This is a genomic window from Achromobacter sp. EG18 (assembly GCF_059759395.1).
This window is the reverse complement of the sequence record NZ_CM186213.1, coordinates 5,362,211-5,374,555: the sequence shown is the minus strand read 5'-3', so window position 1 is coordinate 5,374,555 and position 12,345 is coordinate 5,362,211. Positions and strand designations below refer to the sequence as shown.

The following is a 12,345-nucleotide window of genomic DNA, read 5'->3' as shown; positions in this document are numbered from 1 at the left end:
TGCCGCTGCGTTTCGTTGTGTTTGAACTGCGAAGAAGCGAGATTATAGGGAGCTTTTTTTAAATGTGCAAGTCGGTTGTCGATCCGCCGCAAAAAGTTGCCAGTCGGGGACAACCGAAGCGCCGCGATCAGGCCGCGTAGCCGCCATCCACCGCCAGGCTGGCTCCGGTCACGTAGCGCCCGTCCGGCCCGGCCAGGAAGGCGACCATGCCCGCGATGTCGCGCGTCTCACCGTAATGTGGCAGTGACAACACCGCCACCAGGTCGCCGGCGCGTTCGCCGTCGGCCGGGTTCATGTCGGTGTCGATGGGCCCCGGGTGCACCACGTTGGCGGTGATGCCGCGCGCGCCAAGGTCGCGCGCCAGTCCACGCGTCATTCCCAGCAACGCCGACTTGCTGGCCGAGTACAGCGTCACGCCCGCGCGGCCCGAGCGTTCCGCCAGGCAGCTGCCGATATTGATGATGCGCCCGCCGTCCGGCATCGACGCCTGCGCCGCCTGGATGGCCACGAATGGCGCGCGCACGTTGATGTTCATGGTGCGCTCGTAGTCGTCCAGCGTGACCTCGCCCAGCGGGCCGGCGAGAAAGATGCCCGCGTTATTCACCAACACGTCCACCGGCCCGAGTTCGTCGACGGCCTGCTCCACCGCCTGGCGCACCTGCGCCGGATCGGCCGAATCCGCCTGGATGGCCCGCGCGCGGCGGCCGCCGGCTTCCAGCTCGCGTGCCAGCGCGGCGGCGCTGTCGCGCGACGACGCGCTGACATAGGTGAAGGCGACGTCGGCGCCCTCGGCGGCCAGGCGCCGCACGATCGCCGCGCCGATGCCGCGGCTGCCGCCGGTCACGAAAGCCACTTTTCCGTTCAGATTCTGCATGGTTCAACCTTAATTTGTAGTGATCAGTACAAATATGATCCGACGCCCACGAACGGGCGTCAATGATTTTTTTATCGATCAACACAAAATATCTGTCCCGAGTAAAATCACGCGCATATGGCAGAACGTGGGCGCCCCCGGAACTTCGACCGAGCCCAGGCCTTGCGCAAGGCCATGGAAGTCTTCTGGTCGAAGGGATACGAAGGAGCATCGCTAACCGATCTGACGGCCGCGATGGGTATCAACTCGCCCAGCCTCTACGGCGCATTCGGCTCAAAAGAAGGACTATTTCGCGAGGCCGTGCAGCTTTATCGCGACACCGATGGCGCCGCTTCGCGCCGCGCGCTGGCCGCGGGCGCCACCGCCCGCGAAGGGGTCTGCGGCATGCTGCTGGCGGCGGCCGAGCGCTTCACCGCCCCCGGCGCCCCGCCCGGTTGCCTGATCGTGCTGGGCGCGCCGTCCGGCGCGGAAAGCCACGACGGCGTGGGCGTCTTCCTGGGCGACAACCGCCGCGAAATGCAAGGCCGCATCCTCGCCCGCCTGACCGCTGCCGCCAGCGCCGGCGAGCTGCCCGCGGGGGCCGACCTGAAAGGCCTCGCGGCGTTCTACACCACGATCCTTCACGGAATGTCGATCCAGGCGCGCGACGGCGCCAGCCGCAAGACCCTGCAAGCCGTGGCGCGCCAGGCAATGTGCGCCTGGGATGCGCTCACAGGCAGCGCGCCCCAATCCGACCCGCCCTCCGGCCGGGCCCACGCCTGACGCCCCCTTCCATGCTCCGCATCGACCTACGGCGCCTCATCCTCTGGATCAGCCTGCTGTCGATCTTCCTGGTACTGGCGGCGGGCCTGCATGCCAGCTACCTGGTGCAGCGCGACCTGCTGCTGCATAACGCGCTAGAGAGCAACCGGGTCTACGCGGCCAAGCTGGCGGCCACCACCGAGTATTTCCTTGGAGACCTGCGCCGGCACCTGGCCTATAGCGCCGATGCGCTGGCGGACATGGAAGCCCATCCCGAACTCATGGCGTCGGAAACCCGCCGCCAGGAAGAGCAGCTGGGCCATTTCAACTCCAGCTTCGTGGTATCGGCGCAAGGCGAGGTGCTGGCGGTGTCGACCTCGTATCCGCAGCTGCGGGGCCAGCACATGACCAGCGACGCCGCCAAGACGGCGCTGACCACGCGGCGGCCATTCATCAGCGAACCGTTTCGCGCCAGCAACGGGCGCTGGCTGATCCTGTACACCCATCCCATCTTCTCGCGCGACTACCGCTATCTCGGCTATATCGCCGGCACGCTCTACCTGCACGAGGACAACGTGCTGGACCGCCTGCTGGGCCAGCATTTCAACCGCGACGATTCCCTGCTGTACGTGCTGTCGCGCGATGGCACCCTGATCTACCATCCGGACCGCAGCCGCCTCGGCCAGGCGTCCGCCGACAAGGCCGCGCTGGCCGCGGCGTTGCGCGGCGAGACCGGCGAAATCCGTTTCACCGACGCCTCCCGCAACGCGATCCTGGCAGGCTATGCGCCCGTGCCCAGCACCGGCTGGACCATCATCGCGCAACGGCCGGTCGCCAGCACCTTGCTGCCGCTGAACGATCTGCTGATGGCGACGGCGCGCAACACTCTGCCGTTGCTGGTGATGTCGATCGTGCTGATCTGGTTGCTGTCGCGCTGGATCGCCCGCCCGCTCGGCGAGCTGGCCGGCATTGCCAAGCGCATGCAGGACCCCGATTCCGCCGAGCGCATCCGCAAGGTGCGCTCCTGGTATTTCGAAGCCTCGCAGCTCAAGCGCGCGCTGTTGATGGGACTGACGTCGATCCAGCACAAGATCCGCGACCTGCGCCGCGCGTCCACCACCGACACCCTGACCAGCCTGCTGAACCGGCGTGGCCTGAACGAGGCCATGGCGTTGCTGCAGGCGGCCGAGACGCCGCTGGCCATCGTGGCGCTGGACATCGATCACTTCAAGAACATCAACGACCGCTACGGCCACGCCGCCGGCGACCGCGCCCTGCAGATTCTGGCGGCGTTGCTGACCGAAGGTTCACGCGGCGGCGACACCGTCGCCCGCAGCGGCGGCGAGGAATTCGTGATGCTGATGCCCGGCGCGTCGCTGGCGGCCGCGGTGGGCGCCGCCGAGCGCCTGCGCCTGAAACTCGAACGGCTGGGGACCGACACGGGCCTGCCCGCGCCCATCACCCTGTCGGCCGGCGTGGCCTGCTACCCCGCCCATGGCGCGACGCTGGACGAAGTCATGCAACGCGCCGACCGCGCCCTCTACTACGCCAAGAACCACGGCCGCAACGCGGTCTGCGTGGCGGACAACCATGCCGCGGACGGCGCGCGCATGGCGCTGCCGCGCTGACCGCGCCTACTTGCCCTTGGGCTCGGGCGCCTTGGGCGGTGTCCGCATCTGCTTGAGCAGCGTGCCGCAAGAATTGTCGTCGGTCGTGCTGGGCGCGATCAGGGCCAGCAGGCCGGCGGCGGGCGTCAGGATCACGCCCAACGCCACCATGCCCGCGCCGCGCGCCGCCAGCGGTCCCACGTGCACGCCCACGTCCGGCGATCCGAAGGTGCCGCGCACGTACAGCGGCGAACGCAGCGAGAAGATGCGAAAACCCTTGCTGTCCGGCGTGATGTCCAGATCCAGTTTCTCGTTCTTGAAATCGGTGGTGCCTGTGATGTTGATCAGCGCGTTCTCGGTGTCGAACACGAATACGCGCGGTGTCATCACGCCGTTCTTCATCGACAGATCGGCGGCGCCGCAGTTGATCTTCACCTCGTCGTCACCGAACAGTTTGGAGACCACATAATTGCCGACATTGAGTCCGGCGATCTCCATCAGGCTGCGACTGATCACGCCATCGTTGACCAGCATCTTCACATCACCGCTGGCCGATCCCAGCAGCGCGGCCACCGAATTGCCGGTGCCGGACAACGCCAGGTCGCCATTGAGTTCGCCCAGCGTCTTCTGCATGGCCTGCGCGGAGGGAAACAACTGCTTCAGGCGCAGCCGCCGCGCATGCATGTCGACGCGTCCCGTAAGCGTCTGCTGGGAACCGTCCAGCCGCACCGTCGCGGCCATGCTGCCGCCCGCCATGCCGAAGCGCAGCGGGTCCAGCGTCAGCTGGCCGTCCTGCAGCACCAGATGGACCGACAGATCGGACAGGGGCAACTTGGCGTCATGGACGATGCGGCCGGCCTCCAGCGCCACGTCGGCGTCCATGTCGCGCCAGCGATCGGTACGAAACGCCTGGGTCGGCAGGACCTTGCCGCCGGCCCGCTTGGCCGGCGCATCCTTGGGCTTGTCCTGGGCCGGCGCCTGCTTGCCCGAGGGCACGCCGATCAGCGGCCCCAGGTCTTCCATGCGCAACTGCCTGGACGTCAGCTTGCCGGTCAGCTTGGGACGCGGCGCGCTCAACGCGAACGACACGTCGCCGTGCAGGTCGCTGCCGCCGACCCGGCCGTTGAAGTCGCGGTAATCGAAGACGGCGCCGCCGGCGTTGCGCAGCTTGGCCACCAGATGGCCGTCGGTCGAATACGGCGGCGTGTCCGGCAGGGTCACGCCGGTCAGCGGATACAGTTGCGCCATCGACCCCCCGGAGAGTTTCAGCCGCAGGTCCAGCGCGCCCAGGTTCACCGGGTCGGTCAGCGTGCCGGCGACCGCTGCCTTGGTGCCGCCGATTGTCACATCGGCCTGCACCGGGAAGGGCTGCCTGGGGTCCTGCAAGGCGAGCATGCCGCCCACCTTGCCTTCGCCCTTGGTCGCCAGGCCCTTGTATTTGCCCTCGGCCTTCCAGCCGAAAACGTAGTCGCGCGGCGCCGTGGCGGCCGCATCCTCCGGCACGAAGGAAGCGCCCGCGACATCGGCGAAAGGCACCGGTTTGCCCAAGGGGTCGACCACCACGGTCAGGTCGGCCTGCAGGATCGCGTCCGACAGGCCGACCCGCCCCTTGTCGAAGCCGATTTCATTGATATCCAGCACCCAGGGCGACGGCTCGCCCGACTCGGGCAGCGTGAAAACCCAATTGGCGCGGCCATCCGCCAGCCGCTCCAGGTCGGCGGCGGGCTCGGTCAGCTGGATCCGACGTATCACCACCCGCTGGCTCAGCAACGGCAGCGGCGACAGGCTGAACTCGCCGCGTTTCAGGGTGGCGAACTGCGGCGCCTTGCCCCATTCGGTGTTGGCGACGCTGATGTCATTGGCCACGACGCGCGGCCATGGCACCCAGGCACGCCAGCCGCCTTCGTCCGATTCCCGCGACCATTCCACGCTGAGATCGCCATTGATGGCGAAGGGACGGCCGATGGCCGCGCTGACCCGCTCGTTGATCATCGGCCGGGCACGGTTCCAGTCGAAGGTCGCGACCACCACCACCAGCACCGCCACCAGGAGGACAACGCCCCCCACGATTCCGCCCGCTATTTTTGTTTTGCGTGTCATCGTTATGATCCTTGCCGTTGCCGCCGGAATGCCGATACCGGCCCTATTTACCCTCAAGGGTAGCGCGCCCGGCCGGGCGGGTTAAGCTTGCCGGCCCCATAATGTGTACGGATTTTTCCATGTCATAGAGAGCCCGGTCGGCAAAAGTTACAAAGCGGCCGGGCGAAAGCGGAGGTTTCGCTGGCATGGCAGGAATAATCCATACCGAATTTTTGACGCCGACCCTGTTCAAATGCGCGGGGCGATCGACCCGCCGCGCGTTCGGCGCGGAACCGCGGCACTACCTGGAGGCCCGATGCGGCATTCAAGCTTGATTTTCGTGGTGGCGGCCTTTGCGCTGCTCACCCTCAGCCGCCTGGCCCTGGCCGCATGGCAATGGCAGCGCGTACGCAACGCGGGCGGCCTGCTGCCGCTGCTGCTGGGCGGCCTGCGCATCGACGCCCACCAGATCGGCGTCATGGCGGCGCTGCCGGCGGTGTTGTCGCCATGGTTCGGGCATTTGCCATTTGCCGCCACGGCCGCCGGCATCTGGTATCTGGTGGCTTTCATCCTGATGGCGTTCCTCGAGGTGGCCACGCCGCCTTTCATCCTGGAATACGACACCCGTCCCAACCGGCTGTTCGTCGAATACCTGAAGCACCCGCGCGAAGTCTCCGGCATGCTGTGGCGCGGCTACAAGGGGGCGCTGCTGGGCGGCTTCGGCGCCCTGGGGTTGATCGGCTGGGGCGCGTATGAGCTGTTCGGCCACGCCGTGCCCGATGCGCCGCTGGCCTGGTGGCAGATGCCGCTGGCCAGCCTGGCGATCCTGGCCGTGGTAATCCTGGCGATCCGCGGCACGCTGGGCCACCGTCCCATCAATCCGTCATCGGTCGCCTACAGTTCGGACGGCATGCTCAACACCCTGGCGCTGAACTCGCTGTACAACGTGTTCTATGCCGTCTACAGCATGAAGAACGAGAAGTCGGCCTCGGCCGTGTATGGCGGCATGGACGACGACGACATGCATCGCCGCGTGCTGGCGCAAGCCGGCCTGCCTTACCCGCCGGCCAATGCCGACCACCCCAGCCTGCATCGCCAGCCCGCCAGCCGTAAAACCGCCCGCCCCCTCAACCTGGTCATCATCCTGGAAGAGAGCCTGGGCGCCCAATACAGCGCCGGCCTGGGCGGCATGGACCTGACGCCCGAACTGGACGCGCTGGCGCGCCAGGCCTGGACCTTCACCCGCGCCTACGCCACCGGCACGCGCTCCGTGCGCGGCCTGGAGGCCGTGGTGACGGGTTTCCTGCCGACTCCGGCGCAGGCGGTGCTGAAGCTGCCGCGATCGCAGCGCGGCTTCTTCTCGCTGGCCGACCTGCTGGGCCGCCACGGCTACCACTCGCGCTTCATCTACGGCGGCGAATCGCACTTCGACAACATGAAGGGCTTCTTCCTGGGCAACGGTTTCAAGCAGATCGTCGACCGCGAGGACTTCGTCGATCCCGCCTTCGTCGGCACCTGGGGCGCGTCGGACGAGGACATGTTCAACCAGCTCGACCGCCTGCTGCGCGAAGATGGCGACCAGCCCACCTTCACCCTGGCCTTCAGCGTGTCGAACCATTCGCCGTGGGAATATCCGGCGGGCCGCATCCAGACCGACGGCAATCCGGCCACGGTGGAAAACACCGTGCGCTATGCCGACTGGGCGCTGGGCCGCTTCTTCGAGCGCGCCAAGGACGCGCCGTATTGGGAAAACACCGTATTCCTGATTGCCGCCGACCATGACTCGCGCGTGTTCGGCGCCAGCCTGGTGCCGGTGCGCCATTTCCATATACCGGCGGTGATCCTGGGCGCGGGTATCGAAGCGCGGCGCGACGATCGCCTGATCAGCCAGATCGACCTGGCGCCGACGCTGTTGTCGCTGATCGGCGTCGATACCGAGCACCCCATGCTGGGCCACGACCTGACCCGCAGCACCCCGGGCCGCGCCATCATGCAGTACGACAACACCTATGGCTACCTGAAGGAAAACGACCTGCTGGTGATGGCGCCGAACAAGACGCCCGTGCAATACCGCTACACCGCGCCCGAAGACTACGCGCCGGTGGCGCTGGACCCGGAACTGGCCGAGGAAGCGCTGGCACACGCGCTGTGGCCCAGCTGGGCCTACCGCGAGGGCCGCTACTGCATCCCCGCCGCGGCCGCGCCCGTGCAAACCGCGTCCGCGCCGCTGACGGCCACGCGCTGAGCCACGCGGCGGCCGATCACGGGCCGGCGGCCCCGCCCTTGTCCGCGGCAGCCTGGGCCGGCCGCCGGAACGCCTTGCGGGCCCGCTCACTCGGGGCGTGGCAATGGCAGTCGGGATGGTGGTCGTTGACCATGCCCACCGACTGCATGAACGCATAGACGGTGGTCGGCCCCACGAACTTCCAGCCCAGCTTCTTGAGCGCCTTGGACAAGGCCTCGGATTGCGCCGAGGTCGATGCGCCGCGCGTGGACGAGGCCCCGGCCGGGGCCTCGAAGCGCCACAGGAACGCCCCCAGCGAGCCCTCGCGCTCGATCATTTCGAGCGCGCGTTGCGCGTTGTTGATGACGGCCTCGATCTTGCCGCGATGGCGCACGATGCCGGCATCGGCCAGCAGCGCCTGGATCTGCGCTTCGCCGAAGCGCGCGACCTTGGCCGGATCGAAGCCGGCAAAGCCGCGGCGGAACGCCTCGCGCTTGTTCAGGATGGTGCGCCAGCTCAGGCCAGACTGGAAGCCTTCTAGGCACAACTGCTCGAACAGGGCGCGGTCGTCGCCTTGTGGGAAGCCCCATTCGGTATCGTGGTACGCCATGTATTCGGCGGATGTGTCGACCCAGCCGCAGCGGGCAAGGCCGTCGGAGAAGTCGGAATTGGCGTTCATGGAAGCGTCCTGGCGGCTGTCGGGTTTCCGATGCTACCGCAGCAACGTCCCCGAAAAAAGTCGTAGCGGCCGCAAGCCGAATCCAGCTACTATTTCCAACCCTGATCCCGCGCCGGCCGTGTCCGCGCGCCGTCCCGGATCGGCCTGGCGGGCTTGCGGCATGCAAGCCCGTTTTGCGTCCATGCCGGGGCCCGGACTGGGCTTTCGGATCCACCGCCATGTCCCTGCTCGAGACAGCCGCCCTGACCCTGGTGTCGCCCGCCCTGCTGGCCGGCGACAACAACCCCGCCACCAATCCCTGCCTGGACTGCGGCGCCTGTTGCTCGCATTTCCGGGTGTCGTTCTATATCGGCGAACTGGCCGGTGAAAATGGCGGCCAGGTGCCGCTGGATCTGGTCACCCAGATGAGCCCGCTGCGCGCCTGCATGAAAGGCACCGAAATGGGCGGCGGCCGCTGCATCTCGCTGCGCGGCGAGCTGGGCCGGCCGGGCATCCATTGCGCCATCTACGAAAACCGCCCGACACCCTGCCGCGAATTCGACATCTGGCAGCCCGACGGCTCGCCCAACCCCGATTGCCAGCGCCTGAGGCTGGCCCTGGGCCTGCCGGCAGTGCCGCCGCGCCCCGATGCCGAAAACGACCCGCAGGGCCCTTCGCATCCCAATCAGCCCGACCAGCCCGCGGCCGCCTGAGCCCCCGCGCAAGGCGTCCCGGCCCTGCGCAGACAAGCGCCGCTAGCGGGCGGCCACCAGCAGGCCTTGCGCCTCGTCCGGCGCGGTTGCGCCGCGGGTCCGCCGCGATTCTGCGGCGCGCCGCCGCACACGCACGATGCCCGGATCCTTGCCCAGGAATGCCAGCACGTTCTGCATCACGCGCTCGCGCTCGTGATCCACGCAGATCATGTGGTAACTGTCCTGCAGCAACACCACCGACGCGCCGGGAATCCGCGCGCCCAGCAGGCGCGCCGAGCGCGGGCTGGTCAGCTCGTCCTCGACCGCGTGCATCACCAGCGTCGGGCAGCGCATCTGCTCCAGCCCGCGCTTGACCATGCCGCGCAGCCGGTCGACCTGGCGCACGCAGGCCAGCGGCACCCATTGGTAATGGAAGCCGTCGCCCCGCGCGAAACCGGCCTTGATGAAGGCCCGCACCAATTCGCTCTTGACGCCGTAGGGGTCTTCTTCCTCGACCCGGATGCGGCGCGGCACTCCCGGCACGTGGTAAAGCAGGTAGCGCAGGCCGCGATACCACGGCGTGCTCCAGCCATCCAGAAACACAGGCGCGGACAGCGACACCAGCGCGCCCCGGGTATGCGATTCGCGTTTGCACAGTTCCACGGCCAGCAGCGCGCCCAGGCACATGCCGATGACGTGCACGACTTCGTACTGCTCGCACAACTCGCGGTAGCGGCGCGTCACCACGTCCATCCAGTCCTCTACCCGCACGTCCAGCAGGTCCTCGGGCCGGCCGGCGTGACCGGGCAACGTCACGCCATGGGTTTCCACTCCCGCGCGCGCCAGCACTTTGTGCAGCGAGCCCATGTCGAATTCGGTGCCGCCCAGGCCATGGATCAGCAGCGCTCCGGTGCGAGGCGTCGTCACGGCGCGCTCCCGGCCACGGCGTCGAGCTGCCAGGCGTTGCGCGTGGCGGCCAGCAGGCGCGCCAGGACATGGGCGAAGGCGATAACCGGGGCCGGCGCCGCGGCGCCGCCGGCGCTCCCGGCCGGCGGGAAAGCGAAGATTGGTTGGCAAGTCATGGAACACCCTTGATGCATGGGGGGCGGGACGAGAAGACCTGTCCTACCCTGGCGCCATGGTAGGCAAGGGGCGCGCGGGAAGATCCGCAAATCTGTCGGGAAAAAGTGAAGATGCGTAAAGGCTGGACGGCCGCCGCGTCCGGGCGTGGACGGGGCAACCGGCTCGGCGGCCGGACGCGGCCGACGGGAAATGCCGGCAGCCTATTCCCGGCCGGCCAGGTAGCGAGTGGGCGTCATGCCAAAAGCGCTGCGGAAACTGCCGATGAAGGCGCTGGTGCTTTCGTAGCCCACCGACAGCGCCGCCTCGGTCACCGACCCGCCGCGGCAGAGCATTTCCAGCGCGCGCAACAGCCGCGCCTGCTGGCGCCATTGGCCCAGCGTGACGCCGGTCTCCTGGCGGAAACGGCGCATCAGGGTGCGCGACGACATGTTCAACCGTTGCGCCCATTCGTCGATGCCCGAGGTGTCGTCGGGCGTGCCCAGCAGGGAATTGGCCAGGTCCTGCAGGCGCGGATCATGCGGCATCGGCAGCAACACCGGCGCGTGCTCGCGTTGCGTGATCTCGGCCAGCAGCACGTCGAACAGCTGTTCCAGGTAGACGTCGGACAGCTCGCCCGACTGGCTGGTGGTGAAACGCTCGATCAACGCGTCGATCAGCCGCGACGACGGCCAGGAGCGGCAATGATCCGGCAGCCGGGCGCAGGCATCGGCCCGCACGTACAGGAACGAACCGCGCGCCTCGCCGAACCAGCGCGCGGCATGCTGCACCCGGGGAGGAATCCAGCCGAGGCTGCCGGGCAGCACCGTCCAGACCTGGGTGCCGGCCTGCACCAGCACCAGACCCGCATGCACGAGCACCAGCATGCCCTCGTTGTGGGAGTGGTCGGGCACGGAGATGCCCTTGGACGCCCGGGGGTGCTGGATGCTGAATGGCGTCAACAAGACATCGGGGATGGCGTGGTGGACCACGACCAGGTCGGACATGGTTGGCAGATTTGAGCTACAGGTTGACGGGTTCCCGTTAGCGGGACTTTTTGAAAATGTACATCATTCTCATCATTCGGGCAGCAGCCCCGGAATGGAGAATCATCATGGACCATACCCGCCTGCGGGTGGCCGGCATCAAAGCCACCTTCCCGCGCCTGAAGATCCTGGACATCTTCCACCAGCACGCGGACCAGCACCTGAGCGCGGCGGACATCTACCGCAGCCTCATCTCGGAACACAGCAGCATCGGCCTGGCCACGGTTTATCGCGTCATCACGCAACTCGAGGACGCCGGACTGCTCAAACGTACTCAGCTCGACTCGCACTCCACCGTGTACGAACTGAACGACAAGGGACACCACGACCACCTGGTCTGCCGCCATTGCGGCCGGATCCAGGAGTCCAGCGACAGCGCAATGACGCAACTGGTGCGCAAGATCGCCAGGCAAAGCGGCTTCGCGCTGGACTCCTACAGCCTGGTGCTTTACGGCGGCTGCGGCTGCCACAAGGGCGGTCCCGCCCTTTCCATCGGAGAATTCGAATGAACCGCGACCAGTTTTTCTTCCACGACCTATCCCAGTTCCCCATCGTCACCGCCAAGCACGGCAGCGCCCCGGCGGGCTATTCCGCCAGCTGGATCCGCGAGATGGAGATGCTGGTCAACAACCCCCAGACCTTCGTCATGGTGGTGCCCGACATGCGCAACGAAGCCAGCCACGACGATCGCAAGGCCATGATCGAATGGCAGACCAGCAACATGTCGCGGCTGAAGGCGCGCTGCCGCGCCTTCATCGCCGTCGAACGCGACGCCGGCGCGCTGGACAAGATCCGCAAACGCGGCGAGAAAATGGCGCGCGCCTTCGGCATGCCGTTCCTGGCCGTGGCGACGGCCCACGAGGCGGTGCAATGCGCCCGTGAACTGCTGGGCCAGGCCGGCCCCGGCGGCTTCGTGCTGGACTGATCCTCCCTCCGCCACGGTCCACTTTGCAGGCGCGCCCTCCGGCGCGCTTTTTTTCGTCTTCTGCCGGCGCCTGGCCGCAACTCAAGCCACAGCGTCTTATTGCCGAAATTAGAATGCAATATTGATAAATTTGCGATTGTGGCAAAAGGTGTTGCTGGAATAAATTCCACCTCTGGCCCAATCGCCTGTCCCGCAGGCCCCGGGACTGGCATCCCCGCGCACCGGGCTCCCCGGACGGCGCACCCGTCCCGCCGGCCGCGCAACCCGCCATCGCTTCCGTGGTCCGACGCCGTTGGCCGCGGCGTTCACAAGACGCCACGGCGCGCGGCCGCCCCCGACGGCTCTCGGTACGCTTTGCTTACCGGTATGCCAGGGGGCCACCGTCTCGCGCGCTGCTTTTACGGTTGCCAGCCGCCCGGACTCGACACTGCGATTTACGG

12 protein-coding genes are annotated in these 12,345 nt (G+C 67.4%); 6 read left to right on the top strand and 6 right to left on the bottom strand.

Annotated features, from left to right (window positions below; translation table 11 throughout):
* Positions 1-127: 127 nt before the first annotated feature.
* On the bottom strand, positions 128-874 hold the full coding sequence (locus AC6CR5_RS24850) for an SDR family NAD(P)-dependent oxidoreductase (protein ID WP_150101519.1): 747 nt from the start codon (positions 872-874) through the stop codon (positions 128-130).
* Positions 875-991: 117 nt separating this feature from the next.
* Here AC6CR5_RS24850 and AC6CR5_RS24845 point away from each other — a divergent pair, with 117 nt between their 5' ends.
* The gene (locus tag AC6CR5_RS24845; protein ID WP_200220855.1) at positions 992-1,636 is read left to right on the top strand and encodes a TetR/AcrR family transcriptional regulator; all 645 of its coding nucleotides are present in this window, start codon (positions 992-994) and stop codon (positions 1,634-1,636) included.
* An 11-nt stretch (positions 1,637-1,647) separates the two neighbouring features.
* On the top strand, positions 1,648-3,243 hold the full coding sequence (locus AC6CR5_RS24840) for a sensor domain-containing diguanylate cyclase (RefSeq protein ID WP_238920173.1): 1,596 nt from the start codon (positions 1,648-1,650) through the stop codon (positions 3,241-3,243).
* A 6-nt stretch (positions 3,244-3,249) separates the two neighbouring features.
* Here the strand turns inward: AC6CR5_RS24840 and AC6CR5_RS24835 are convergent, their stop codons facing one another.
* Positions 3,250-5,322 carry an AsmA family protein gene (locus AC6CR5_RS24835; protein ID WP_150101521.1) on the bottom strand — a complete coding sequence of 691 codons (2,073 nt, stop codon included), beginning with the start codon at positions 5,320-5,322 and terminating at the stop codon, positions 3,250-3,252.
* Between the two features lie 295 nt (positions 5,323-5,617).
* Here AC6CR5_RS24835 and AC6CR5_RS24830 point away from each other — a divergent pair, with 295 nt between their 5' ends.
* A complete protein-coding gene (locus AC6CR5_RS24830) occupies positions 5,618-7,546 on the top strand; it encodes an LTA synthase family protein (protein WP_238920171.1) in 1,929 nt (642 codons plus the stop codon).
* A 16-nt stretch (positions 7,547-7,562) separates the two neighbouring features.
* Here the strand turns inward: AC6CR5_RS24830 and AC6CR5_RS24825 are convergent, their stop codons facing one another.
* The gene (locus tag AC6CR5_RS24825; protein WP_026382373.1) at positions 7,563-8,204 is read right to left on the bottom strand and encodes a DNA-3-methyladenine glycosylase I; all 642 of its coding nucleotides are present in this window, start codon (positions 8,202-8,204) and stop codon (positions 7,563-7,565) included.
* A gap of 218 nt (positions 8,205-8,422) precedes the next feature.
* Between AC6CR5_RS24825 and AC6CR5_RS24820 the strand changes: the two genes are divergently transcribed.
* Positions 8,423-8,896, top strand: coding sequence for a YkgJ family cysteine cluster protein (locus AC6CR5_RS24820; protein WP_006388825.1), 474 nt, complete (start codon positions 8,423-8,425; stop codon positions 8,894-8,896).
* A gap of 42 nt (positions 8,897-8,938) precedes the next feature.
* On the opposite strand, the gene AC6CR5_RS24815 is transcribed toward AC6CR5_RS24820, so the two are convergent.
* The 3 genes from AC6CR5_RS24815 to AC6CR5_RS24805 all read right to left on the bottom strand — a co-directional run bounded on the left by AC6CR5_RS24815 (position 8,939) and on the right by AC6CR5_RS24805 (position 10,941).
* Entirely contained in the window at positions 8,939-9,802 is an 864-nt protein-coding gene (locus tag AC6CR5_RS24815) for an alpha/beta hydrolase (RefSeq protein ID WP_006388824.1), read from the bottom strand.
* Positions 9,799-9,957 (bottom strand): hypothetical protein, encoded by a 159-nt coding sequence (locus tag AC6CR5_RS24810; RefSeq protein ID WP_020925112.1) that lies wholly within the window; start codon positions 9,955-9,957, stop codon positions 9,799-9,801. Before AC6CR5_RS24810 ends, AC6CR5_RS24815 begins: the two co-directional genes overlap by 4 nt.
* A gap of 201 nt (positions 9,958-10,158) precedes the next feature.
* The gene (locus tag AC6CR5_RS24805; protein WP_082391670.1) at positions 10,159-10,941 is read right to left on the bottom strand and encodes a helix-turn-helix transcriptional regulator; all 783 of its coding nucleotides are present in this window, start codon (positions 10,939-10,941) and stop codon (positions 10,159-10,161) included.
* Between the two features lie 107 nt (positions 10,942-11,048).
* On the opposite strand from AC6CR5_RS24805, the gene AC6CR5_RS24800 reads away from it, so the two are divergent.
* Complete coding sequence (locus AC6CR5_RS24800; protein ID WP_006388822.1) at positions 11,049-11,489, top strand: Fur family transcriptional regulator; 441 nt, start codon at positions 11,049-11,051, stop codon at positions 11,487-11,489.
* Positions 11,486-11,905, top strand: a complete 420-nt coding sequence (locus tag AC6CR5_RS24795) for a hypothetical protein (RefSeq protein WP_006388821.1) — start codon at positions 11,486-11,488, stop codon at positions 11,903-11,905. The genes AC6CR5_RS24800 and AC6CR5_RS24795 overlap by 4 nt, the downstream gene beginning before the upstream one ends.
* Positions 11,906-12,345 lie beyond the last annotated feature (440 nt).